This is a genomic window from Mycobacterium bulgaricum, assembly GCF_041287165.2.
GTDB classification, from domain to species: Bacteria; Actinomycetota; Actinomycetes; order Mycobacteriales; family Mycobacteriaceae; genus Mycobacterium; species Mycobacterium bulgaricum.
The window spans coordinates 267970-293445 of record NZ_JBGGKV020000006.1; the positions used below are offsets into that span (position 1 = coordinate 267970).

At 67.3% G+C, this 25476-nt stretch carries 20 protein-coding genes; 12 read left to right on the forward strand and 8 right to left on the reverse strand.

Annotated elements, in window-relative coordinates:
• The first annotated feature begins 70 nt into the window (after positions 1–70).
• Complete coding sequence (gene dnaE, locus ACAG24_RS18325; protein WP_370474101.1) at positions 71–3622, forward strand: DNA polymerase III subunit alpha; 3552 nt, start codon at positions 71–73, stop codon at positions 3620–3622.
• Positions 3623–3642: 20 nt separating this feature from the next.
• Here the strand turns inward: dnaE and ACAG24_RS18330 are convergent, their stop codons facing one another.
• A complete protein-coding gene (locus ACAG24_RS18330) occupies positions 3643–3873 on the reverse strand; it encodes a hypothetical protein (RefSeq protein ID WP_370474102.1) in 231 nt (76 codons plus the stop codon).
• A 133-nt stretch (positions 3874–4006) separates the two neighbouring features.
• Here ACAG24_RS18330 and ilvA point away from each other — a divergent pair, with 133 nt between their 5' ends.
• Positions 4007–5296: a threonine ammonia-lyase IlvA gene (gene ilvA / locus ACAG24_RS18335; protein ID WP_370474103.1), complete on the forward strand. Its 1290-nt coding sequence runs from the start codon at positions 4007–4009 to the stop codon at positions 5294–5296.
• Positions 5297–5308: 12 nt separating this feature from the next.
• Here the strand turns inward: ilvA and treZ are convergent, their stop codons facing one another.
• From treZ to sucT, 4 genes are read right to left on the reverse strand one after another with little or no spacing between them, the layout of a single operon-like run.
• Entirely contained in the window at positions 5309–7039 is a 1731-nt protein-coding gene (gene treZ, locus ACAG24_RS18340) for a malto-oligosyltrehalose trehalohydrolase (RefSeq protein WP_370474104.1), read from the reverse strand.
• Positions 7032–9326: a malto-oligosyltrehalose synthase gene (gene treY, locus ACAG24_RS18345; protein WP_370474105.1), complete on the reverse strand. Its 2295-nt coding sequence runs from the start codon at positions 9324–9326 to the stop codon at positions 7032–7034. Before treY ends, treZ begins: the two co-directional genes overlap by 8 nt.
• 1 nt (position 9327) lies before the next feature.
• The gene (glgX, locus tag ACAG24_RS18350; RefSeq protein WP_445206215.1) at positions 9328–11472 is read right to left on the reverse strand and encodes a glycogen debranching protein GlgX; all 2145 of its coding nucleotides are present in this window, start codon (positions 11470–11472) and stop codon (positions 9328–9330) included.
• A complete protein-coding gene (gene sucT / locus ACAG24_RS18355; protein ID WP_370474107.1) occupies positions 11472–13667 on the reverse strand; it encodes an acetyltransferase SucT in 2196 nt (731 codons plus the stop codon). Before sucT ends, glgX begins: the two co-directional genes overlap by 1 nt.
• A gap of 23 nt (positions 13668–13690) precedes the next feature.
• Here sucT and ACAG24_RS18360 point away from each other — a divergent pair, with 23 nt between their 5' ends.
• From ACAG24_RS18360 to ACAG24_RS18375, 4 genes are read left to right on the forward strand one after another with little or no spacing between them, the layout of a single operon-like run.
• Positions 13691–14992, forward strand: coding sequence for an adenosylmethionine--8-amino-7-oxononanoate transaminase (locus ACAG24_RS18360; protein ID WP_370474108.1), 1302 nt, complete (start codon positions 13691–13693; stop codon positions 14990–14992).
• Positions 14993–15021: 29 nt separating this feature from the next.
• A complete protein-coding gene (locus tag ACAG24_RS18365) occupies positions 15022–16164 on the forward strand; it encodes an 8-amino-7-oxononanoate synthase (RefSeq protein ID WP_370474109.1) in 1143 nt (380 codons plus the stop codon).
• Positions 16161–16841 carry a dethiobiotin synthase gene (gene bioD / locus ACAG24_RS18370; protein ID WP_370474110.1) on the forward strand — a complete coding sequence of 227 codons (681 nt, stop codon included), beginning with the start codon at positions 16161–16163 and terminating at the stop codon, positions 16839–16841. Before ACAG24_RS18365 ends, bioD begins: the two co-directional genes overlap by 4 nt.
• Entirely contained in the window at positions 16841–17365 is a 525-nt protein-coding gene (locus tag ACAG24_RS18375) for a 2'-5' RNA ligase family protein (RefSeq protein WP_370474111.1), read from the forward strand. Before bioD ends, ACAG24_RS18375 begins: the two co-directional genes overlap by 1 nt.
• 40 nt (positions 17366–17405) lie before the next feature.
• Here the strand turns inward: ACAG24_RS18375 and ACAG24_RS18380 are convergent, their stop codons facing one another.
• On the reverse strand, positions 17406–17990 hold the full coding sequence (locus ACAG24_RS18380) for a TetR/AcrR family transcriptional regulator C-terminal domain-containing protein (protein ID WP_370474112.1): 585 nt from the start codon (positions 17988–17990) through the stop codon (positions 17406–17408).
• A gap of 48 nt (positions 17991–18038) precedes the next feature.
• On the opposite strand from ACAG24_RS18380, the gene bioB reads away from it, so the two are divergent.
• Genes bioB through ACAG24_RS18395 form a run of 3 tightly spaced genes read left to right on the forward strand, consistent with a single transcriptional unit; the run spans position 18039 to position 19965 of the window.
• Positions 18039–19034 carry a biotin synthase BioB gene (bioB, locus tag ACAG24_RS18385; protein ID WP_370474113.1) on the forward strand — a complete coding sequence of 332 codons (996 nt, stop codon included), beginning with the start codon at positions 18039–18041 and terminating at the stop codon, positions 19032–19034.
• Positions 19035–19063: 29 nt separating this feature from the next.
• Entirely contained in the window at positions 19064–19312 is a 249-nt protein-coding gene (gene bsaP, locus ACAG24_RS18390; RefSeq protein ID WP_370474189.1) for a biotin synthase auxiliary protein BsaP, read from the forward strand.
• Positions 19309–19965, forward strand: coding sequence for a DUF2567 domain-containing protein (locus ACAG24_RS18395; protein WP_370474114.1), 657 nt, complete (start codon positions 19309–19311; stop codon positions 19963–19965). Before bsaP ends, ACAG24_RS18395 begins: the two co-directional genes overlap by 4 nt.
• On the opposite strand, the gene ACAG24_RS18400 is transcribed toward ACAG24_RS18395, so the two are convergent.
• Complete coding sequence (locus ACAG24_RS18400) at positions 19901–21256, reverse strand: lipase family protein (protein WP_370474115.1); 1356 nt, start codon at positions 21254–21256, stop codon at positions 19901–19903. The genes ACAG24_RS18395 and ACAG24_RS18400 overlap by 65 nt on opposite strands.
• Before the next feature lie 42 nt (positions 21257–21298).
• Complete coding sequence (locus tag ACAG24_RS18405) at positions 21299–21976, reverse strand: NUDIX hydrolase (protein WP_445206218.1); 678 nt, start codon at positions 21974–21976, stop codon at positions 21299–21301.
• Positions 21977–22049: 73 nt separating this feature from the next.
• Between ACAG24_RS18405 and nadA the strand changes: the two genes are divergently transcribed.
• Genes nadA through nadC form a run of 3 tightly spaced genes read left to right on the forward strand, consistent with a single transcriptional unit; the run spans position 22050 to position 25476 of the window.
• Complete coding sequence (nadA, locus tag ACAG24_RS18410) at positions 22050–23081, forward strand: quinolinate synthase NadA (RefSeq protein ID WP_370474117.1); 1032 nt, start codon at positions 22050–22052, stop codon at positions 23079–23081.
• Positions 23078–24622, forward strand: coding sequence for an L-aspartate oxidase (locus ACAG24_RS18415; RefSeq protein WP_370474118.1), 1545 nt, complete (start codon positions 23078–23080; stop codon positions 24620–24622). Before nadA ends, ACAG24_RS18415 begins: the two co-directional genes overlap by 4 nt.
• Complete coding sequence (nadC, locus tag ACAG24_RS18420; protein ID WP_370474119.1) at positions 24619–25476, forward strand: carboxylating nicotinate-nucleotide diphosphorylase; 858 nt, start codon at positions 24619–24621, stop codon at positions 25474–25476. The genes ACAG24_RS18415 and nadC overlap by 4 nt, the downstream gene beginning before the upstream one ends.

Sequence of the window (25476 nt, forward strand, 5' to 3'; positions counted from 1 at the left end):
CCGAAGTTCGCGAGACACGCACCACGACACGCCGAGCGGTGTCGGTGGTCGGTCCTAAACTGGCGTCCCTATGAGCGGTTCTTTCGTGCATCTGCACAACCACACCGAGTACTCGATGCTCGACGGCGCCGCCAAGGTCAAACCGATGCTGGCCGAGGCGCTGCGGCTGGAGATGCCCGCGATCGGGATGACCGACCACGGGAACATGTTCGGCGCCAGCGAGTTCTACAACGCCGCCACCGATGCGGGCATCAAGCCGATCATCGGGGTCGAGGCGTACATCGCCCCTGCGTCGCGGTTCGAGACCAAGCGCGTGCTGTGGGGCGATCCGAGCCAGAAGAGCGACGACGTCTCCGGTAGCGGCTCCTACACCCACATGACGATGGTGGCCGAGAACGCCACCGGGCTCCGGAACCTGTTCAAGCTCTCGTCGCTCGCCTCGTTCGAGGGGCAGCTCGGCAAGTGGTCGCGCATGGACGCCGAGATCATCGCCGAGCATGCCAAGGGCATCATCGCGACCACCGGTTGCCCGTCCGGCGAGGTGCAGACCCGGCTGAGGCTGGGACACTATGACGAGGCGGTGGCCGCGGCCGCCAAGTGGCGCGAGATCTTCGGGCCGGAGAACTTCTTCCTGGAATTGATGGACCACGGCCTCGACATCGAGCGCCGCGTCCGCGAAGGCCTGATCGAGATCGGGCAGAAGCTCGGCATCCCACCCCTGGCCACGAATGACTGCCACTACGTCACCAAAGAGGCGTCGCGGAACCACGAGGCGCTGCTGTGCGTGCAGACCGGAAAAACGCTGTCGGATCCGACGCGCTTCAAGTTCGACGGCGACGGCTACTACCTCAAGTCTGCCGCCGACATGCGCGCGCTGTGGGACGACGAGGTGCCTGGCGCGTGTGATTCCACGCTCCTCATCGCCGAGCGCGTGCAGCCCTACACCGACGTGTGGGCACCGCAGGATCGCATGCCGGTTTTCCCGGTGCCCGAAGGGCATGACCAGGCGTCCTGGCTGCACCACGAGGTCATGGCGGGACTGGAACGCCGGTTCGGTGTTTCTCCCGGGGGGCCGGTGCCCAGTGATTACATCGAGCGCGCCGAGTACGAGATCAAGGTCATCTGCGACAAGGGTTTCCCGTCGTACTTCCTCATCGTCGCCGACCTGATCAACTACGCGAAGTCCGTCGACATCCGGGTCGGCCCCGGCCGCGGCTCGGCAGCAGGCTCCCTCGTGGCCTACGCGATGGGCATCACCAACATCGATCCGATCCCACACGGCCTGCTGTTCGAGCGCTTCCTCAACCCGGAACGTCCGTCGGCCCCCGACATCGACATCGACTTCGACGACCGTCGTCGCGGCGAGATGCTGCGGTATGCGGCCAACAAGTGGGGCAGCGATCGCGTCGCCCAGGTCATCACCTTCGGCACCATCAAAACCAAAGCTGCGCTGAAGGATTCGGCGCGCGTCAACTACGGCCAGCCGGGCTTCGCCATCGCCGACCGGATCACCAAGGCGCTGCCGCCGCCGATCATGGCCAAGGACATCCCGCTGTCGGGCATCACCGATCCGACCCATGAGCGGTACAAGGAAGCCGCCGAGGTGCGCAGCCTCATCGACACCGATCCCGACGTGCGCACGATCTACGAGACCGCCAGGGGCCTCGAGGGTCTGGTGCGCAACGCCGGTGTGCACGCGTGCGCGGTGATCATGAGCTCCGAGCCCCTCATCGATGCGATCCCGCTGTGGAAGCGCCCGCAGGACGGCGCAGTCATCACGGGCTGGGACTACCCGTCGTGCGAGGCCATCGGCCTGCTGAAGATGGACTTCCTCGGGCTGCGCAACCTGACCATCATCGGCGACTGCATCGAGAACATCAAAGCCAATCGCGGCATCGACCTCGACCTGGAGTCGCTCGCGCTCGACGACCCGAAAGCCTACGAACTTCTCGGCCGCGGTGACACGCTGGGCGTGTTCCAGCTCGACGGCGGTCCGATGCGAGATCTGCTGCGCCGCATGCAGCCCACCGAGTTCAACGACATCGTGGCCGTGCTCGCGCTGTACCGGCCGGGTCCGATGGGCATGAACGCCCACAACGACTACGCCGATCGCAAGAACAACCGCCAGGCGATCAAGCCGATCCACCCCGAGCTCGAGGAACCGCTCAAGGAGATCCTCGCCGAGACCTACGGCCTGATCGTCTACCAAGAGCAGATCATGTTCATCGCCCAGAAGGTCGCGTCCTACACGATGGGCAAGGCCGACGCGCTGCGAAAGGCGATGGGCAAGAAGAAGCTCGAGGTCCTCGAGGCCGAGTACAAGGGCTTCCATGAAGGCATGACCGCGAACGGGTTCTCCGAGGGTGCGGTGAAGGCCCTGTGGGACACCATCCTTCCGTTCGCCGGGTACGCGTTCAACAAGTCGCACGCGGCCGGTTACGGGCTGGTGTCGTACTGGACGGCGTATCTGAAGGCCAACTATCCGGCCGAGTACATGGCGGGCCTGCTCACCTCGGTCGGGGACGACAAGGACAAGGCGGCGGTGTATCTGGCGGACTGCCGCCGGCTCGGTATTACGGTGCTGCCGCCCGACGTCAACGAGTCCGTGCAGAACTTTGCCTCCGTCGGCAACGACATCCGCTTCGGTCTGGGCGCCGTTCGCAACGTCGGCGCGAATGTCGTTGCCTCGTTGGTGAACACGCGTGCGGAGAAGGGTAAGTACACCGACTTCTCCGACTATTTGAACAAGATCGACATTGCTGCCTGCAACAAGAAGGTGACGGAGTCGCTGGTCAAGGCAGGCGCGTTCGACTCGCTCGGCCACCCCCGCAAGGGTCTGTTCCTCGTGCACACCGACGCCGTCGACTCGGTGCTGGGCACCAAGAAGGCCGAGGCGATGGGGCAGTTCGACCTCTTCGGTGGGGCAGACGCCGGGGGAGACAGCGGGGACTCCGCGTTCACCATCAAGGTGCCCGACGAGGAGTGGGAGGACAAGCACAAGCTCGCACTCGAACGCGAGATGCTCGGCCTCTACGTGTCGGGCCATCCCCTCAACGGCATCGCCCATCTGTTGACCGCCCAGGTGGACACCCAGATCCCGGCGATCCTCGAAGGCGACATCGCCAACGACACCCAGGTGCGGGTCGGCGGGATTTTGGCGTCGGTGAACCGTCGCGTCAACAAGAACGGCCTGCCCTGGGCGTCTGCGCAGATCGAAGACCTCTCGGGCGGCATCGAGGTGCTGTTCTTTCCGCAGACCTATTCGATGTTCGGCGCGGAGATCGCAGACGACGTCGTCGTGTTGATCGGGGCCAAGGTGGCCAAGCGAGACGACAGGATCTCACTGATCGTCAACGAGTTGATCGTGCCCGACTTCTCGAGCGCCCAGGCGAACCGGCCGGTCGCGGTGAGCCTGCCCACGCGGCAGTGCACCGTGGACAAGGTCACCGCGCTGAAGCAGGTGCTGGCCCGCCACCCCGGGACCTCGCAGGTTCATCTTCGGCTGATCAACGGCGAGCGCATCACGACGCTGGAGCTGGATCAGTCGCTGCGTGTGACGCCGTCATCGGCGCTGATGGGAGATCTGAAAGAACTGCTGGGCCCGGGCTGCCTGGGCGGCTGACGAAAGCGGGCCCCGCGGAATCAGGTGCGCGAGGAGGTGAGGAGGCCGATGCTGAGCCAGGCAAGAGCGGCGGCGCCGGCCCCGCTCAGAACCGCCGGGCCCGCGGAGGCTGTCGCCACTCCGACGACCACGAAAACCAGCAGCCCCACGATCAGCGCCACCACTTTGTAGGTGGGCCAGGCGACGCCCGCAATCGACACCGTCGAGGCCGGACGGGACACGGCGTCGCTGAGATGTTCGGCAGTCGTCACGAATTCACGATAGCTCGTAGGAAAGTTTTCGGTCAACCGAAACGCTGATTGCGGCGCATCGATTTTTCTAGCCTGCCTACATGTTCATCCGCGGCATTTCTCCGGCGGCGGGGTGCGGTGGCACCATTGTCCGGTGTCCGCTGAGCTGAGCCATAGCCCCCGAATCGATCCCGGTGCGCCGCTGCGTGCCCGGGACATCGACGAGGCCGCTCAGCGAATTTCGGGGGTGGTGGCCAAGACGCCGCTGCAGTTCAGTGACCGCCTGTCGGCGATCACCGGCGCACAGGTGTACCTGAAGCGCGAGGATCTCCAGGCCGTCCGCTCCTACAAGCTGCGCGGGGCCTACAACCTGCTGATGCAGCTGAGCCCTGAGGAGAAGGCCGCCGGGGTGGTCTGCTCATCGGCAGGAAACCACGCTCAGGGCTTCGCGCTGGCTTGCCGCTCCATGGGTATCCACGGTCGGGTTTACGTCCCCGCCAAGACGCCCAAACAGAAGCGCAACCGCATCCTTTATCACGGCGGTGACTTCATCGAGCTCATCGTCGGCGGGAAGACCTACGACATGGCCGCACAGGCTGCGCTCGACGACGTCGCCCGTACCGGCGCCACGCTGGTTCCGCCCTACGACGACCTGCGCACGATGGCAGGGCAGGGCACCATCGGTGTCGAAATTCTCGACCAGCTGGGTGCAGAACCCGACTTGATGATCGTGCCGGTCGGTGGCGGCGGCTGCATCAGCGGGATCACCACCTACCTCGCAGAACGTACCGCCACGACGTCGGTGCTCGGCGTCGAACCCGCGGGAGCCGCGGCGCTGGTGGCCGCGTTGGCCCACGGCAAACCCGTGACCCTCGAAGACGTCGACCAGTTTGTCGACGGCGCGGCCGTCGCGCGGGTGGGCGCGAAGCCGTTCGCAGCGCTGTCGGCCGCAGGCGACATGGTGTCGATCACCACGATCGACGAAGGTGCGGTGTGCACCGCGATGCTCGATCTGTATCAGAACGAGGGGATCATCGCCGAGCCCGCGGGTGCGCTGTCGGTGGCTGCACTCTTCGATGCCGACATCGAGCCCGGCTCGACAGTGGTGTGCCTGATCTCGGGCGGCAACAATGACGTGTCCCGCTACGGTGAGGTCCTCGAGCGGTCCCTGGTGCACCTCGGGCTCAAGCACTATTTCCTCGTCGACTTCCCCCAGGAACCCGGCGCATTGCGCAAGTTCCTCGACGAGGTGCTCGGCCCGAACGACGACATCACGCTGTTCGAATACGTCAAGCGCAACAATCGCGAGACCGGTGAGGCGCTGGTCGGCATCGAGATGAACTCCGCGGCCGACCTCGAAGGCCTGCTCGCACGTATGCACGGCTCAGAGTGCCATGTCGAGCTGCTGGAGCCGGGCTCGCCGACGTATCGCTACCTGACCTGACGCCCCAGGCGGCTACTGTGCGCGCAGAACCGCGACGGAGTGCCCGTCGATACGGGTAGACTCCGTTCCCGCCGCCGGCTCGCCCCACGCCAGCACGACCTCGCCGGTCACCGGTATCTCGACGGGCTGGGCACCGAGGTTGCACGCGATCGAGAGCGCGCCGCGGCGCATGACGAACCAGCGGCCGTCTTCGTCGTAGTCGACGCGCAGGTTGTCCAGCCACGGGTCGGCCATGTCGGGTTCGTTGTGGCGCAACGCGATCAGGCCGCGGTAGAACTCGAGCAGCTGTGCGTGTTCGCCGTCGGTGATCTCGTCCCACTTCAGCTTCGAGCGTGTGAACGTCTCCGGATCCTGCGGATCGGGGATTTCGTCGGCATCCCAGCCGTGCTCGGCGAACTCCTTCTTGCGGCCCTCCGCCGTCGCCCGGGCCAGCTCGGGTTCTGGGTGCGAGCTGAAGAACTGGAACGGCGACGACGACGCCCACTCCTCACCCATGAAAAGCATTGCCGTGTAGGGCGACCCGAGTGCCAGCGCGGCCTTGATGGCCTGCTGGCCTGCCGTCAGGTTCTGCGACGGGCGGTCACCGATGGCGCGGTTGCCGACCTGATCATGAGTCAGGGTGTAGGCCAGCAGCCTCGTGGCCGGGATCGTCGCGGTGTCCAGCGGACGGCCGTGCCGGCGCCCGCGGAACGACGAAAACGTACCGGCGTGGAAGTACCCGTGCCGCAGCGTCTCCGCCAGTGTGGCCAGCGTTCCGAAATCGCCGTAATACCCCTGCTGTTCGCCGGAGACGGCCGAGTGGATGGCGTGGTGGATGTCGTCGTCCCACTGCGCGGTCATGCCCAGGCCGCCCTGGTCGCGAGGTGTGATCAACCGTGGGTCGTTCATGTCGCTTTCGGCGACCAGCGACAGCGGACGGCCGACTTCGCCTGCGAGCGCCTCGGTTTCGGCAGACATCTCTTCGAGGATGTGAACGGCGGTGGTGTCGACCAGGGCGTGCACAGCGTCGAGCCGTAACCCGTCGGCATGGAAATCGCGCATCCAGCGCAGCGCACAGTCCAGGATATAGCGGCGCACCTGATCGGACCCCGCGTCGGCGATGTTGATCGATTCGCCCCACGGATTGGAACCGCTCGACATATACGGCCCGAATTTCGGCAGATAGTTGCCGGACGGGCCGAGATGGTTGAACACCGCGTCGATGAGGACGCCGAGTCCGCGGTGGTGGCAGGCGTCGACGAAACGCACCAGCCCGTCAGGCCCGCCATACGGCTCGTGCACCGCGTACCAGAGCACACCGTCGTAACCCCAACCGTGCGTGCCGCTGAAGGCGTTGACAGGCATGACCTCGACGAAGTCCACACCGAGATCCACGAGATAGTCCAGCTTCTCGATCGCGGAGTCGAACGTCCCGTCGGGCGTGAAGGTGCCGACGTGCAGTTCGTAGATCACGCCGCCCTCGATCGAACGGCCCTGCCAACCGGCATCGGTCCACGCGTCCGGGGACGGACTCCACAGCTGCGACCGTTCGTGGACACCCTCGGGCTGTCGTGGCGAACGAGGGTCGGGGATCACCGTCGCGTCGTCGTCGAGCACGAAGCCGTACCGGGCGTCGGCGGCGGTGTCGACGACCGCGCGCCACCAGCCGTCCGGGGTGCGGGTCATCGGGTGCAGCGTGCCCCCGACATCGAGGCGTACCTGCTCGGGCTGTGGCGCCCATACGGCGAACTCGTGATCAGCCATCGGTCCGCACCATCAACGCGACGGGCAGGTCGGCGAACAGGTCGGTCGCTGCGACGCTTCCGCGATGGTCCGTCCCGGTGAGTCGGTCGGTCCACGAGCCGTCAGGCAGTGCCAAGGACGTTTCCCCCCAACCGTTGTCGGTCAACCGCACGGTCCATCGGCTGACCGCGACGAGAACGTCCTCACCGCGAAGGTAGGCGACGAGGTGCTCGGCTGCTTCACCGTCTGCAAGCAACGGACGATGCCCGCCCGACAGAAAGCTGCCGGGTCGTTCGCGACGGAGTTTCAATGCTTCCCGCACCACACGAATCTTGGGATGCTCAAGCGTCGTCAACGCCTCGCGCCGAAGGGCGTAGTCCACCGCCCGTCGGTTGTCCGGGTCGACCAGGCTGTCCTCCCACAGCTCGGTGCCCTGATAGATGTCCGGAACGCCGGGTGCCGTCAGCGCGATGAGCTTCTGCCCCAACGCATCACTGTGGCCGTGCGGCGCGAGCCGGGTGACCAGCGCTGTCAGCTCCACGCCGACAGGACCGTCGATGATCGCGTCCAGCCACCCGTGGACGGCGCCTTCGAACTCTTCGTCGGGATCGTTCCACGTCGTGTGAAGTGCGGCCTCACGGATCGCCTTTTCGGCATAACCATGCAGGCGCTGACGCAGCTCGTCGCTCACCTCACCGCTGACCGGCCACACGCCGAAAACGTTCTGCCACAAGAACAATCCGGTCACCGGATCGGGTGGTGAGAGACTCCGTTCCCAGCCCTGCACCAGTTCGGACCACAGGGAAGGCACCTGCGACAGCACCCCGATACGGGCCCGCACGTCCTCGCCGCGTTTGGTGTCATGGGTGCTCAGCGTCGTCATCGCGTGCGGCCACAGACCTGCCCGGACCGAGGCGCGCTGATGGAACTCCGCGGCGCTGACCCCGAAATACTCCGGCTCGCCGCCGACTTCGTTGAGTGAAACCAGGCGGGGATCCCGGTAGAAAAGGCAGTCCTCCATCGACTTCGCGGTCGCCGCACCGCACAGCTGCTGCAGCCGGACCGTGACCTCGTCGCTGACGTCGAGGGCAGCTGCGAGCAGCGCGAGCGGTTCGGTCAGTTCCGGGCGTTCCGAACTGGTTTCGGCAATGGCGACGGGCAGGACCACGGCGAGGGCGGGATAGTCGGACCGGTAGACGCCGACGTGGCTGAGCAACAGGGCGACGGCGTCGCCCAGCAGCGCGTGATCGCGCCCGGTGGCCGCAACGACCGCACGACGCACCCTGGCGAGTTCGCTGGCGAGCGTGACGGTGACGGCCTCGACCTTGAGCTCGCGGCCCTGGTCCCTCATCGTCGAGTAGTCGACGCCGGCCGATTCGACCAGCGCGGTCAGCGACTTGGCGCCGGTCGGATCGATGAACAGTCCGCCGGTCTCGCGCAACGCGTCGTAGCCGGTGGTGCCGGCGACCGGCAGGCTGATGTCCAATGCTTCGTCGACCGCGAGGATCTTCTCGATGACGATCCACGCATCCGGCCCGGTCAGCTCCCGCAGCCACCCCAGATAGCCTGCGGGATCCGACAATCCGTCCGGATGATCGATGCGGATGCCGTCGACCAGGCCTTCGGTGAACCAGCGCTTGACCTCGGCGTGGGTGGCATCGAAGACGGCCTTGTCTTCCTGGCGCAGCCCCGCCAGGGAGGTGATCGAGAAGAACCGGCGGTATCCGCAGATGTTGTTCCGCCAGCCGATGAGTTTGTAGTGCTGCCGGTCATGGACCTCGGGCCCGCTGCCGTCACCGGTACCGGGCGCGATCGGCCACTGTCGGTCGCCGAGCCGCAGCAGGTCGCCGTCGACGGTCAGGTCCGTCACGTCGTCGTCGGAACCCAGGACGGGCAGCACGATCCGTCCCTGCGGGTCCACGTTCCAGTCGATGTCGAAGTAGGACGCGTACGCCGACTCCCGCCCGTGGGTGAGCAGATCCCACCACCATCGGTTCTCCGAGGGGACGTCGACCCCGACGTGGTTGGGCACGATATCGACGACCACGCCGAGGCCGGCTGCCCGGGCCTTCTCGGAGAGCCGCCGGAACCCTTCGGGCCCACCGAGTTCCGCCGAGATGGTGGTGGGGTCGGTGACGTCGTAGCCGTGGGTGGACCCCTCACCGGCGGTGAGAATGGGGGACAGGTAGAGGTGGGACACCCCGAGGTCGGCGAGATAGCCCACCAAGTTCTCGGCGTCGGCGAAGGTGAACGCCTCGCCGCTGGACGGTCCGCGCATCTGCAGCCTGTACGTGGAGATCACTGACATGTCAGGCGACCTTGCGCAGAACCAGAACGGACCGGGGCGAAAGCGTAATCGTCTCGCCGGCAACTACTTCCAGCGTGCTCACCCCTTGTGGGTCGGCGGTGTCGACGGCGCCCGCCCACTCCTTGGCGTAGTCACCGTCGGGGGCCACGAAGTCGACCGCCTTGTCGTGAGCGTTGAAGCACAGCAGGAAGGAGTCGTCGACGACTTTCTCCCCGCGGATGTCCGGTGCGGGGATGGCATCACCGTTGACGAACACCGAGACGCACTTGAAGCCCGAGCCCCAGTCCTCCGGTGTCATCTCTGTCCCCGACTGGGTGAGCCATTCGATGTCCCGGATCTGGTCTTCGGTGTGGACGACGTTGCCGTCGAAGAACCTCCGGCGCCGGAACGCCGGGTGGTCCTTGCGGAATTTCACCATCCTGCGCGTGAACTCGACGAGGTCGGCGTTGGTCTCGCACAGCGACCAGTCCATCCAGGACAGCTCGGAGTCCTGGCAGTAGACGTTGTTGTTGCCCCGCTGGGTCCTGCCCATCTCGTCGCCGTGGGCGATCATCGGGGTGCCCTGGGACAGCATCAGCGTGGCCAAGATGTTGCGCATCTGCTTCTCGCGCAGCTCCAAGATCTCGGCGTCATCGGTCGGCCCCTCGACGCCGCAGTTCCACGATCTGTTGTGGCTCTCACCGTCGCGGTTGTCTTCGCCGTTGGCCTCGTTGTGCTTCTCGTTGTAGGACACGAGGTCGTTGAGGGTGAAACCGTCGTGGCACGTGACGAAGTTGATGCTGGCGCTCGGCCGTCTGCCGGTCGCCTCGTACAGATCTGAGGAGCCGGTCAGCCGGGAGGCGAACTCACCTAGGGTTGCGGGCTCGCCCCGCCAGAAATCACGCACAGTGTCGCGATACTTCCCATTCCATTCGGTCCACAAACCTGGGAAATTCCCGACCTGATAACCGCCCTCGCCGACGTCCCACGGTTCGGCGATCAGCTTGACCTGACTGATGACGGGATCCTGCTGGATGATGTCGAAGAACGCCGACAGCCGGTCCACGTCGTAGAACTCGCGGGCCAGCGTCGATGCCAGATCGAAGCGGAAGCCGTCCACATGCATGTCTAGCACCCAGTAGCGCAGCGAGTCCATGATCAGCTGCAGCGTGTGGGGGTGTCGGGCGCTGAGGCTGTTGCCGGTGCCGGTGAAGTCCTTGTAGTAGCGCAGGTCCCCGTCGAGCAGACGGTAGTAGGCGGCGTTGTCGATGCCACGGAAGTTGATCGTCGGGCCGAGGTGGTTGCCTTCGGCGGTGTGGTTGTAGACCACGTCGAGGATGACCTCGATCCCGGCCTCGTGGAACGCGCGCACCATCGTCTTGAACTCGGCGACGGCTCCGCCGGCATTGCGGGTCGCGGCGTACTGGTTGTGGGGCGCGAAGAACCCGAATGTGTTGTAGCCCCAGTAGTTCCGCAGACCGAGATCGATCAGCCGGTGGTCATGCATGAACTGGTGCACCGGCATCAGCTCGATCGCGGTGACGTTGAGCGACCTCAGATGGTCGATGACCGCGGGATGGCCCAGGCCGGCGTAGGTGCCGCGTAACTCCTCGGGCACACCGGGATGGGTTTGCGTCATGCCCTTGACGTGCGCCTCGTAGATCACCGTTTCGTGGTAGGGAGTCCGCGGCGGGCGATCGGACCCCCATTGGAAGAACGGGTTGATGACGACGCTGGTCATCGTGTGGCCGAGAGAGTCGACCCGCGGTGGGACTCCGCCCGTGGCCAGGTCGTCGGCCTGCAGATCGTACGAGTAGAGCGCCTGGGTGAATTCGAAATCCCCATCGAACGACTTGCCGTAGGGATCGAGGAGGAGCTTGCTGGGATCGCACCGGTGCCCGGCGACCGGATCCCACGGCCCGTGCACGCGGAAGCCGTACCGCTGGCCGGGGGTGATCGTCGGCAGATAGCAGTGCCAGACGTAACCGTCGACCTCGTCGAGATCGATCCGTTGCTCGCGGCCGTCCTTGCCGATCAGGCACAGCTCGACACGCTCGGCCACTTCGGAGAACAGCGAAAAGTTCGTTCCCGCACCGTCGTAGGTGGCACCCAGGGGATACGGCGTCCCCGGCCACACGGCAGGGATCGTTCGTTCGCCCGACGGCATCAGTCGGTCCACCATCGGGTGGCCGCGCCGACCTGGCGACCCAGTTCGTCGACCATCGTGCGCATGTACGTCGCCGAGATGTGATGTGCGTCGTGATACATCAACACATTTCCCTCCACGGCTCGGCAGTAGTCGGAACGACAGACCGCGTCGCTCATGTCGAGCGGCTTGAGCAACGGGAACCGGGCGAGGTAGTCCAGCGTCGGGTTGTGGTCCGACAGTACTTCGGAACGTTCGATCCCGCAGGAGATGGCGTCGCCGCCGCCGGCGAGACAGTCGGCGGGGAAGAACGGTTCTCCGTCGCGCACCATCCACGGGGTGTCGCGCATCGCGAGCACCGGAATGTCGTTGTCGGAGAACTCCTGCCAGATTCCCAGGTAGCTCGACGGCATCACGTCGCCGGCCCTGATGTTCCAGGGCCGGGTCGACGTGGTGAACACGTAGTCCGGCTTGTCGGCGATGATGCGCGGCATCACCCGTTCGTTCCACTCCCGGCATTTGGGGTAAGGGCGGTTATCGCCCATCACCAACGGGTTCCGCTCCGTTGTCAGCGGGCAGCCCATCTTCAGATAGGTGACCACCTTGAAGTTGTGCATCCGGCCCAGCAGGTCCAGCGCGGTGATCCAGTGTTCGGCGTGTGAACCGCCGGCCAGCGCGATCGTCCGCGTCGCTGCTTTGTCGCCGTAGGTGCAGTTGATGATGCCGACATTGTCGAAGTCGCTGATGCAACCGTCGGTGGTGGATTCGGGCAGATCGTCCTTGGCCTCCAGGACGGTGGGGCGCATCGGCAGCTTCGGCACCTTGGCGTTGTTGACGAGTGCCTGAGCGCCCGGATAGTCACGGATCGACAGGGTGGCGAGTTCCTTGCCGTTGGCGCGAAGCACGGTGACGTGTTCGCGCCACGTGAACGACGTCGCGGTCAGGGCGACACCGAGAAGCGCGACCGTTGATCCGAGCACGATCGTCGGCCTGCGCAGCCGGGTGCGCAGCGGGGCCTTGCTGACGGCTGCCGAGGCGGCCGGGGCGCCGCGGGCGCGCAACGGTTCCTCGACGAAACGCGTTGTCAGCCACGCCAGCACGCCGGAAACCAGCAGCACGCCCGCGCCTTCGACGAAGTTGACCCGCGACCCGCCGGTGTAGGCGAGGTAGAAGATCAGCAACGGCCAGTGCCACAGGTACAGGGCGTAGGCCATCGCGCCGAGCGCTACGAAAGGCTTCGACGCCAGGAGTCGATTCGGGGCGGGGATGCGGCCATCGGTGTGCGGATCGGCATAGCGGTTGGCCGCCGAGAGTATGAACAGCAGTGTCGCGCCGACGGGCACCAGCGCCCACGGCCCGGGGAACTCGTGCACGCCGTCGATCAAGGCCCCGCACGACAGGATGGCGGCGAGCCCGACGACCGCGAGCACGGTGCGCAGCCACATCGGCCACCGCACATACGGGACGACCGCGCCGACGAGTACGCCGACCAGCAGTTCCCAGGCGCGGGCGAAGCTGTTGTAGTACGCCGTGGCCTGGTCGGCGTTGTGGGCGATGATCGCGTATACGAACGACGCGATCGTCAGCGCACTGAGCAACGTCACGAACGCCGCTCGGGCGTACCTGCCGAAGATGCGGCGGAAAAGCCACGCACACAACACGATCAGCGCGAGGAAGGCGATGTAGAACTGCCCCTGCACCGACATCGACCAGATGTGCTGCAGCGGGCTGACGGATTCTCCCGCGCGCAGATAATCGGCTGCCGAGCTGGCCAACTCCCAGTTCTGGTAATACCCGAGGCTCGCGAGGCTCTGGTCGGCGAAGGCCTCCCAACGCGTCTCGGGCTGAATCAGGATGGTCAGCACCGCTGACGCGGCCAGGACGACCACGAGCGCGGGCAGCAGCCGCCGGACGAGCCGCGTCACTTCGGGCACCGGCCGCAGCGACGCTCCCGGGGTGAGGGCATTGCGCAGCAACCGGCCGCCGAAGAAGAAACCGGACAGCACCAAGAAGACGTCCACGCCGCCCGACACCCGCCCGAACCACACGTGGAACACCGCCACCAGAGCGATTGCGATGCCGCGCAGCCCGTCGAGATCGTGCCGGTAGAACCCTGACGTGCGCGTTCCCATGCCGGAACCGGGTTTCACCGGGACGCGTGGGGACGAGCCCGGGGCGGTGGTCTGTGCCGGCCGGGCAGGGGCGAGGGTCATCATGGTCGACGGCTAATCTACCGAAGGTGTCTGCGTTGAGGCCGAATGAGATCAGCGCCATCGACGCCGCTCACATCTGGCACCCGTACAGCCCCATCGGCGACGATGCGTTGGCGCCCGTCGTGGCGGTCGGTGCTCGCGGCGCGTGGCTCACCGTCGTGCACGACGGCCGTGAGGTGGAGGTGCTCGACGCGATGGCGTCGTGGTGGACGGCCGTGCACGGCCACGGCCACCCTGAGTTGGACGCGGCGATCACAAAACAGCTCGCGACGATGAACCACGTCATGTTCGGCGGACTCACCCACGAGCCGGCCGCCCGGCTCGCCCGCCTTCTGGTCGACCTGACGCCGGAGGGGCTCGAGACGGTGTTCTTCAGCGACTCCGGGTCGGTGTCGGTGGAGGTCGCGGTCAAGATGGTGCTGCAGTACTGGCGCAGCAGCGGACACCCTGCCAAGAGCCGCCTGATGACGTGGCGCGGCGGCTACCACGGCGACACCTTCACCCCGATGAGCGTCTGCGATCCGCAGGGCGGCATGCACGAGCTGTGGAGTGGCGCCAACTCGCTGCTCGCCGACCAGGTGTTCGCCCCGCCCGTGCCGACCGAATACGACCCCGCCTACACCGCAGCGTTCGCCGAGCAGCTCGACCGGCACGCGCACGAACTCGCCGCGGTGATCGTCGAGCCGGTCGTGCAGGGCGCAGGCGGCATGCGGTTCCACGACCCCCGGTATCTGGTGGACCTGCGCAGGCTCTGCGACCAGCACGGCGTGCTGCTGATCTTCGACGAGATCGCGACCGGTTTCGGCAGGACGGGCGCCATGTTCGCCGCCGACCACGCGGGGGTGTGCCCGGATGTCATGTGCGTCGGCAAGGCGCTCACCGGCGGCTACCTGACGTTGGCGGCGACGCTGTGCACCCGCGAGGTTGCCCGCACCATCAGCGCGAATCCGCCGGGGGCGCTGATGCACGGGCCCACCTTCATGGCCAACGCGCTGGCCTGTGCGGTGAGCGTGGCGTCGGTCGAACTGCTGCTCGCGACGGACTGGCAGTCCCGGGTCGGCGCGATCGAGGCCGGCCTGCGGACCGGACTGGCGCCCGCAGCCGAGCTGCCCAACGTCGTCGACGTGCGGGTATTGGGAGCGATCGGCGTGATCGAGGTGGACCGGCCGGTCGATCTTCGGGTCGCCACACCGGTGGCCATCGAGCACGGCGTCTGGTTGCGACCATTCCGCAACCTCATCTATGTGATGCCACCCTTCATCTGCACACCCGCCGAGGTCGCCCAGATCACCTCGGCGATGGTCGAGGTCGCGCGTGCACTAACCTGAACGGTGTTCAAGAGACAAAGGAGCCAACCGTGACCCGCGTCGGTCTGTCGCCGCTGTCCTGGCTTGACGAGGTCGAGACGCAGCGCCGCGCGGCGGGACTGCGCCGGTCGTTGCGCACCCGGCCGCCGGTGGGCGCAGAGCTCGACCTGGCCTCCAACGACTACCTCGGCCTGTCCCAGCACCCCCGCGTGATCGAGGGCGGGGTCGCCGCCCTTCGCACGTGGGGCGCTGGTTCGACCGGGTCTCGTCTGGTCACCGGAAACACCGAGTTGCACGAAGAGTTCGAGGATGCACTGGCGTCCTTCGTCGGCGCCGGCTCCGCACTGGTGTTCTCGTCGGGATATACCGCCAACCTCGGCGCCGTCGTCGCGCTGTCGGGCCCTGGATCTCTTCTGGTTTCCGACGCGCTGACCCACGCCTCGCTCGTCGATGCGTGCCGGCTGTCCCGCGCGCGGGTGGTCGTCACGCCTCACAACGACGCGGCGGCTGTCGAGGACGCGCTGGCCACCCGCTCCGAGGAACGCGCCGTCGTGGTCACCGACTCGGTGTTCTCCGCTGACGGAGACCTCGCACCCCTGCGCGAACTGCACGACGCGTGTCGCCGACACGGAGCCCTGCTGATCGTCGACGAGGCCCACGGGCTCGGCGTCCGCGGCGACCGGGGGCGCGGTCTACTCGACGAGGTGGGCCTGGCCGGGGCGCCGGACGTGGTGATGACCACGACGCTGTCCAAGGCACTCGGCAGCCAGGGCGGGGTGGTGTTGGGGCCTGCAGCGGTGCGCGCACACCTGATCGACGCGGCGCGGCCGTTCATCTTCGACACGGGTCTGGCGCCCGCCGCGGTCGGTGCCGCCCACGCGGCGCTGCAGGTGCTCATCGAAGAACCGTGGCGTGCGCAGCGTGTGCTCGACCATGCGGCGACGTTGGCGTCGATCTGCGACGTCGCGGACGTTCCGTCCTCGGCAGTGGTGTCGGTGATCCTGGGCGAGCCCGAGGTCGCCTTGGCCGCAGCAGTCTCCTGCCTCGAGCGGGGCGTGCGGGTGGGTTGCTTCCGTCCGCCCACCGTGCCCGCGGGAACCTCCCGCCTGCGGTTGACTGCGCGCGCCTCGCTGTCCGACGACGAGATGGCACTCGCCACCGAGGTGCTCACCGAGGTGTTGTCGCCCTCGTGAGCGTCCTCGTCGTCACCGGAACTGGAACCGGCATCGGGAAAACCGTCGCCACCGCGGCGTTGGCCTGCCATGCCCGGCTCGCCGGTCTCGACGTCGCGGTGTGCAAACCGGTGCAGACCGGAACGCTCGACGGAGACGACGACCTCGCCGAGGTGGCCCGGCTCGCCGGCATCACCCGATTACATTCCGTCGCAAAGTTTCCCGAGCCCCTCGCGCCGCTGGCAGCAGCACAACGGGCCGGCGGCCAGTTGCCGACCCGGCAGGCGCTTCGCGACCTGGTGACCGAAGCCGACAGCCCGGGCAGGCTCACCCTGGTCGAAGGCGCGGGCGGGCTGCTCGTCGAGATCGGGGCGGACGGGACCACCCTGCGCGACCTCGCGGTCGACCTCGGGGCGCCGGTGCTGACCGTCGTCGCCCCCGGTCTCGGTACGCTCAATCACACCGTGCTGACCCTGGAAGCGCTGGCGCACAAGAACGTCGACAGTGCGGGACTGGTGATCGGCGCATGGCCGGCACAACCCGGAGTCGCGGAGATCGACAACCGGGATGCTCTTGCCCGGCTGGCGCCGGTGCGTGCCGCGCTGCCCGCTGGGGCCGGGTCACTTGGCCCCTCGGACTTCGAGCGGCTCAGTGCGCAGGCATTCGACCGTTCCTGGGTCGAAGCCCTCGTCGGCTGATGGTCCATTCCGTCGAGTTGCTATTCGACCCCACCACCGACGCCGCTGTCCGGCAGGCGTGGAACGATCTGGCGCAGAACGGGATCCGCAGCCTCGCCGGTCACCAGTCGCCCACCAACCGCCCGCACGTCACCCTGACGGTGGCCGGTTCGATGGGAGACGGCGTCGACGACGCGCTCGCGCCGCTGTTGGCATGCCTGCCGTTTCACTGCGTTCTCGGAGCGCCGATGCTGTTCGGGCACGGGCGTTCCGTCACCTTGGTACGCCTCGTGGTGCCGACGGCCGAACTGCTGCAGCTGCAGCAGGAGGTGCACCGGACCTGCCTGCCACACATGACGGAAGAGCCCCTGCCGCACACGAATCCGGGGCATTGGACGCCGCACGTCACGCTGTCGAGGCGGGTCCCTGTCGGCCAGCTGTCCGCGGCGCTGGCGCTGCCGGGCGTGACGCAGGACGTCGTTGCCACCGCAGTCGGCTTGCGGCACTGGGACGGTAATGCCAAAGTCGAGCACCCGATCGGTTGACCGTCCCGGCCGGGCTTCTGATCTGGTCAATCCGCCTGCGCTACAGCACACTCGTCACTGGTTCGTCGCTGTGCGTGGCAATGCCGTCGGTGAGCAGCCGCAGGCCGAAGGTGAATCGCGCGCTCGGGTCCTCGGTCCACACGGTGTGCTCGACATCGGCGCCCGCGGCATCCCACTGCAGGCGCGATTGCTCGTCGGCGGTGAATCCGAGCACGTAGTAGATGACGGTGCGGGCCGCAAGCTCGGCGTGTCCGGATGCCACACCCGCCTCGCGGGCTGCCGATGCCAGTCGATCCAGCACGGCGGTCATCGACTCGGATTGGCCGGCCGCGAAACTCGCGGACACCAGCTCGGCGCCGTCGGTGTGCGACAGCAGTGCGTCGCGCAGCTGTGCGCACGTCGCGCTGACGCGCATGCGCCACTCGCCGTCGACCTCACCGAGCGGTTGCAGGATGCGATCGGCCACCGCGCCGAGGAGCTGCTGCTTGTTGGCGAAATGCCAGTACAGCGCGCCGGGGGAGACGTTGAGCTCGCGCGCGAGGCGGCGCATCGACAGGTCGGCGATCCCGTAGTTGTCCAGCAGGGACGTCGCCATGTCGACCACGTCGCGTTTGTGGAGCTGCACGGCAATACCCTAACCTGAACACCGTTCAAGACGCAGGAGGGCGACTAGGTGACCGACATTCTGGTGCAAGCGCGCGAGCAGGTGCTGGAGCGTGGCGAGGGACTCGATCAGGACCAGACACTTCAGGTGCTGCAGCTGCCCGACGATCAGCTCGACGCCCTGCTTGAGCTCGCCCACGAGGTCCGGATGAAGTGGTGCGGACCGGATGTCGAGGTCGAGGGCATCATCAGCCTCAAGACCGGCGGGTGCCCCGAGGACTGCCATTTCTGTTCGCAGTCAGGCCTTTTCGCCTCGCCCGTGCGCAGCGCCTGGCTCGACATCCCGAGCCTGGTGGAAGCGGCCAAGCAGACCGCCAAGACCGGCGCCACCGAGTTCTGCATCGTCGCCGCAGTCCGTGGTCCCGATGAGCGCCTCCTCGCGCAGGTCGCCGCCAGTATCGAGGCCATCCGCAACGAGGTCGACATCCAGATCGCATGCTCGCTGGGCATGCTCACCCAGGATCAGGTCGAGCAGCTCTCGGCGATGGGCGTGCACCGCTACAACCACAACCTCGAGACCGCCCGCTCCTTCTTCACCAATGTCGTGACCACCCACTCCTGGGAAGAGCGTTGGGACACACTGCAAATGGTTCGCGACGCCGGCATGGAGGTCTGCTGCGGCGGCATCCTCGGCATGGGGGAGACACTGGAGCAGCGCGCCGAATTCGCCGCGAACCTCGCCGAGCTCGACCCGCACGAGGTCCCGCTGAACTTCCTCAACCCGCGGCCGGGCACACCCTTCGGCGACCTCGAGGTGTTGCCGGCCTCCGAGGCGCTCAAGGCGGTGGCGGCGTTCCGGCTCGCGCTGCCGCGCACCATGCTCCGCTTCGCCGGGGGTCGGGAGATCACCCTCGGCGACCTCGGGGCCAAGCAGGGCATCCTCGGCGGCATCAACGCCGTCATCGTCGGCAATTACCTGACCACGCTCGGCCGGCCTGCCGAGGCCGACCTGCAGCTCCTCGATGATCTGCAGATGCCGATCAAAGCCCTCAATGCCACGCTGTAGTTCGGCGTCACGGTAGAACCAGAAGGGTGATGGTCACCGACAGCCCAGAGCTGCCCGCCCCCGTCGGCGCAGGCGCCTACAACGTCTACACCGGCGTCGACACGGTCGATGCAGCGGGCGCCGACACGCCCACCGCCGCCCAGCTCGGACTGGAACCTCCGCGGTTCTGCGCCGCCTGTGGGCGCCGGATGATCGTTCAGGTCCGCCCTGACGGCTGGTGGGCCAAGTGCTCGCGGCATGGGATCGTGGACTCCACCGATCTGGATCGCTACCGGTGACCGCACCTGCCCAGCCGCCCGCCGTGCCCCGCGCGAAGGCGTTGTCCAGCGTCGTAGTCGGGCTGGCCGCGGCGGGAGCCGCCGTCGGTGCACTGTGGGCATGGCTTGCCCCGCCGATCCACGGCATCATCGCGTTGACCCGCAGCGGCGACCGGGTCAAGGCCTATCTCGGCGCCGAATCCGACAACTGGTTCACGTCCGCCTTCCTCGTCGTCGGCATGCTGTCGGTGCTCGCGGCGGTCGCGGCAGTCGCGGTGTGGCAGTGGAGATCACACCGCGGGCCGGCGATGGCGGCGGCGTTGAGCATCGGCTCGGTGGCCGCAGCTGCGACCGCCGCGGGCGTGGGCGTACTGCTCGCGCATCTGCGGTACGGCGCGGTCGACCTCGCTGCCGCGCCGGTGACAGAGGATCGCCGGGTGTACTACATCACCGAGGCGCCGTCGGTGTTCTTCGGGCATTCCGCCGCCCAGATCGCCGCCACGTTGCTTTTTCCAGCTGCGGTGGCGGCCACCGTGTATCTGTTTGCTGCCGTGGCGAGTTCACGTGACGATCTCGGCGCATGGCCGCCGGTCGAGTATGCCTATCCGCCTACTGGTCGAATCGAGACAACGGCTGGCGTTCCACCTGCCGGCCCAGGATCACCTTCGCCGTGATTTTGCCGAGGGTGAGCATCCCCCGGTAGGTCGACGGGTTGAGCAGCGTCGGCCATTTGGTCCGCGCGATATGGGCGGCCACCGGCCGACCGGCGAAACGATCCCGCAGCCAGCGCAGCGTCATCGGCGCGGACATCGGATGCAGCAGCAGATGCTCGCTGAACATGTCGCGGTGATAGGTGACGCTCGCACCGCCGCTGGTGTAGGTGTCGGTGAGTTCGTCGATGTCGTCGACGGAGATGATGCGGTCGTGCACCGCCTGCACGATCAGCACCGGCATCGTCGGCGCGCAGGTGCCCAGCTTGATGCTGTCGAAGACGTGCTGCACCTCGGGGGTCAGCAGGATCTCCTCCAGGGGCCGGTCCACCATGTGGGCCATGTCCTTGCCGACGAGGGTGAGCATCGCGTGTGCGGTGGTCATCTTCTCGATCCGCGCGAGCATGGCCTTGCCCTCGACGGTGGCGTGTTCGTCGATGATGCGGTGGAGTTCGGGGTAGATGTGCGTCAGTGCGGCGACCACCATCGCGGGAAGACCGGAGTAGATGCTGCCGTTGAGGCGGCGGAACGCGTGTCCGAGGTCGCCGACCGGGGAGCCCAGGACTGCGCCGACGACGTTGAGTTCCGGCGCGTAGCTCTCCTGCACCTCCGCTGCCCACGCAGAGGCCAGCCCGCCGCCCGAGTAGCCCCACAGTCCGACGGGGGCGTCCTTCGAGAGCCGCAGCGGGGCATGGTTGAGCGCGGCCCGAATGCCGTCGAGGACGTGATATCCGGGCTCGTACGGCGCACCCCACATGCCGGCAGTGCCCTCGTGATCGGGAATCGACACCGCCCAACCCTCGGCCAGAGCAGCCGCCACGAGAAGAAACTCGAACTGGGCCACCGCACCGATGGCCCTGGCGCCGCGGCGCAGCGCGTAGGACGGAAAGCACCGGCCCGCCACGGCGTCGATGGCGCACTGGTAGGACACGATCGGCATCGGGCGCTCTGAGGTCCGCTCCGTCGGGACGACCACGGTGGTGGCGGTGGCCTGCGGTGCACCGTTGAGGTCGGTGGTGCGGTAGAGAAGCTGGGTCGCGTGGAACTTCTGCGGAATCAGCCCCAGGAACGCCAGCTCGACGTCGCGTGACCGGAGGATGGTGCCGGGGCGGGCATGCTCATAGCCGGCGGGCGGCTGGTAGAACGCGTCCCTGGCGGGGATGACCGGTCGGCGCTTGGGCTGAAGCGGCTCATGGTGAGGCTGGCCGATCCATTCGGGTTCGGCGCTCGACCGTGCAACATTGCCCAAGTCCATCCCGGCATTGTTACTTAAGAAGCGTTTAAGAATCCAGTCGACTCACCCGGGAGGGCGCAACGCAGCGAACTCGTCGGTGACGCGGTATCGCGAGTCGGTGAACCTGTACAGCGCCGCCGGACGGCCTCCGCTTCGTCCCGATCGGGCGGTGGTGCCGGTTCTGGTGATCACGTGGCGACGTTCGAGGACGCGCTGCAGATTGGTGGCGTCGACGGGGTGCCCGAGGGCCGAACTGTAGATGTCGCGCAACGTCGAAAGCGCGAATTCACTTGGGGCCAAGGCGAATCCGATGTTGGTGTACGACAGTTTGGCGACCAGACGGGTACGGGCGTGCTCGACCATCGGTGCGTGGTCGAACGCCATCGGCGGCAGAGTGCTGACCGGGTGCCATCGGGTGTCGGGAGGAAGTTCGGGTGTCGCGGGGGAGGGCACCAGGCCCAGGAACGTCGATGCGATGGTGCGGGGCCCGGGAACGCGGGCGGGTTCGGAGAAAACAGCAAGTTGTTCGAGGTGGGCGAGCTCACGCAGGTCCACCTTTTCCGCGAGTTGGCGCCTCACCGAGCTCGTCAGATCTTCGTCGGACTCCAGTCGGCCGCCGGGAAGCGACCATTTCTCCTTCTCGGGCTCCAGCGCGCGTTGCCACAACAGCACGTGAAGTGAGGCTTTCCGCTTGTTGGCGGCCTGCTGAACCTGCCGCACCTGGAACACCACGGCGAGCACCTCGTGTTCAGTGCTAGTATGAGCCATGTTTTCGATTGTAAGTCGAAAACCTCGAGGAGTGAAGGAGACGGCGATGACGGTTCTCGCGAACGAACTTGCGGACCGGATCGTGGACGGCCCCGGCGGTTTCTCCGGTGTCGACGGCGACGCAGAGTGGGCCGCCGAGGTGCGCCGGCTGCTCAAGCTCCGCGGCGCTACGCTGCTGGCGCACAATTACCAGCTGCCCGCCATCCAGGACGTCGCCGACCACGTGGGCGACTCGCTGGCACTGTCGCGGATAGCCGCCGAGGCCCCCGAGGACACCATCGTGTTCGCCGGAGTGCACTTCATGGCCGAGACCGCCAAGATCCTCTCGCCGGAGAAGACGGTGCTGATCCCCGACCAGCGTGCCGGATGCTCGCTGGCCGATTCGATCACCGCCGACGAGCTGCGCGCCTGGAAGGCCGAGCATCCGGGCGCGGTCGTGGTGTCCTACGTCAACACCACCGCAGCGGTGAAGGCCGAGACCGACATCTGCTGCACCTCCTCGAACGCGGTGGAGGTCGTCGCCTCCATTCCCGAGGACCGGGAGGTGCTGTTCTGCCCCGACCAGTTCCTCGGGGCGCACGTCCGCCGGATGACCGGCCGCAAGAACCTGCACGTCTGGGCCGGCGAATGCCACGTCCACGCCGGCATCAACGGCGACGAACTCGCCGACCAGGCCAGGGCGCATCCGGACGCAGAGCTGTTCGTGCATCCCGAGTGCGGTTGCGCCACGTCGGCTCTCTACCTCGCAGGCGAGGGTGCCTTCCCGGAGGATCGCGTGAAGATCCTCTCCACCGGCGGCATGCTCGACGCCGCTCGCGAGACCGGCGCCCGTCAGGTACTGGTGGCCACCGAGGTCGGCATGCTGCACCAGTTGCGCCGTGCCGCGCCGGATGTCGACTTCCGAGCGGTCAACGACCGGGCGTCGTGCCGCTACATGAAGATGATCACCCCGGCCGCGATGTTGCGCTGCCTCATCGAGGGCGCCGACGAGGTGCACGTGGATCTCGGTGTCGCCGCGGCGGGACGCGAGAGCGTCCAGCGGATGATCGAGATCGGGCAGCCCGGCGGCGGGGAATGACCGCCTGCGGCGGGAGCCGGTTCTGGCGCCTGCGCGCTGACGTCGTCGTCGTCGGCACCGGCGTCGCCGGGCTCGCGGCTGCGTTGTCCGCACATCGCCGCGGTCGCAAGGTCGTGCTGCTGAGCAAGGCCGGTGAGACGGCGACGTTCTACGCGCAGGGCGGCATCGCGGTCGTGCTACCGGACAACGACGACTCTGTCGACGCGCATGTCGCCGACACGCTGGCGGCCGGTGCCGGACTGTGCGATGCCGAGGCGGTCCGCTCGATCGTCGCCGACGGGTACCGTGCGGTCGCCGAATTGATCTCAGCCGGTGCGCATTTCGACGAAGGAGCGCCGGGTCGTTGGGCGCTGACGCGCGAGGGTGGACACACCCGGCGGCGCATCATCCATGCAGGTGGGGACGCGACCGGAGCGGAGGTGCAGCGCGCCCTCAACCACGCCGCGTCGGCGCTCGACATCCGACGAAACCACGTCGCACTCGACCTGATCGTCGACGAGGGCGCGATCGCGGGCGTCACTGTTCTCAGTGACGACGGCCTCGGGGCGATCTATGCGCCATCGGTGATCCTCGCGACCGGCGGCCTGGGACACCTGTATTCGGCCACCACGAACCCGGACGGGTCGACGGGCGACGGAGTCGCGCTGGCGATGTGGGCCGGCCTGCCCGTCAGTGATCTCGAGTTCATCCAGTTCCACCCGACCATGCTCCACACCGGCGGGGGCGGGCGGCGTCCACTGATCACCGAGGCGCTGCGCGGGGAAGGTGCCGTGCTGCGCGACAGGAACGGCCTTGCGGTGACCGACGGCGTCCACCCGATGGGCGACCTCGCACCGCGCGACGTCGTCGCGGCAGCGATCGAGGCAAGACTCGTGGCAACCGGGGACGAGTGCGTCTACCTCGACGCGCGCGCCGTGGCGGACTTCGCGCGCAGGTTCCCGACCGTGAACGCCGCGTGCCGCGACGCGGGCATCGACGCGACACGCGACCCGATCCCGGTGGTGCCCGGCGCGCACTACAGTTGCGGCGGAGTGCGCACGGATGTGTACGGAAGTACCGACATGCCAGGGCTTTTCGCCGCGGGGGAGGTCGCCAGGACCGGTATGCACGGCGCCAACCGGCTGGCATCCAACAGCCTTCTCGAAGGTCTGGTTGTTGGCGGCCGAGCCGGTGCGGCCGCGGCGCAGCACGCCCACGCCGCGGGGCCGAGCCGGGTCGTCGACCCGGCTGCGCCGGTGCGGACCGCCCTGCCCCGGGCCGAGCTGCAGCACGCCATGACGCGGTTCGCCTCGGTGGTCCGCAACGGTGACGGCCTGCGCGAGCTCTCCGAGCTCCTCGACACCGCGACTCCGCGAGCACTGGATTCACGTGCCGACTTCGAGGACGCCGCGCTCACGACGGTCGCGGGCGCGGTGGCCTCGATGGCTTTGTCGCGCAACGAGACCCGGGGCTGTCACCACCGCAGCGACCACCCGGAGCCAGATCCGGCGCAGGCCTTCAGCGTCGTTCAGTCGGCGCGGACCGCGGTGGGGTGCCCATGATGCTCACCGACGAAGAACTGACCGAGGCCCGCACGGTCGTCGCACGCGCCCTTGACGAGGACCTGCGATACGGACCGGACGTGACAACGCTGGCCACCGTGCCCGCCCGAGCGCGCACCACCGCGTCGATGGTGTCCCGCGAGGACGGTGTCGTCGCGGGCCTGGATCTGGCACTGCTGGTGCTCGACGAGGTGCTCGGCGCAGACGGCTACCACGTCGAACACCGGGTTACCGACGGCACCCGGGTCAAACCGGGTGCGGTGGCGCTCGCCGTGGCAGGCCCCACCCAGGGTCTGCTCACCGCCGAGCGCACGATGCTGAACCTGGTTTGTCACCTGTCGGGCGTCGCGACCGCGACCGCGGCATGGGTCGAGGCAGTGTCGGGTACCCGGGCTCAGATCAGAGACACCCGCAAGACGCTGCCCGGGCTGCGGGCGCTGCAGAAGTACGCGGTGCGCGTCGGGGGTGGGACAAATCACCGGATGGGTCTCGGTGATGCCGCCCTGATCAAGGACAATCACGTGGCGGCGGCGGGTTCGGTCGTCGCCGCGTTGCGCGAAGTCCGTTCGGCGGCAACGAATCTGCCGTGCGAGGTCGAAGTCGACTCGCTCGAACAGCTCGACGATGTCCTTGCCGAGGACGTCGAACTGGTGCTGCTGGACAACTTCCCCGTCTGGCAGACACAGATCGCAGTGCAGCGCAGAGACGCGCGGTCTCCGCAGACCAAACTGGAGTCCTCGGGCGGCCTGGCGCTGGAGAACGCGGCCGACTACGCAGGAACCGGTGTGGACTACCTCGCGGTGGGTGCGCTGACCCATTCGGTTCGCGTCCTGGACCTGGGGTTAGATCTGTAG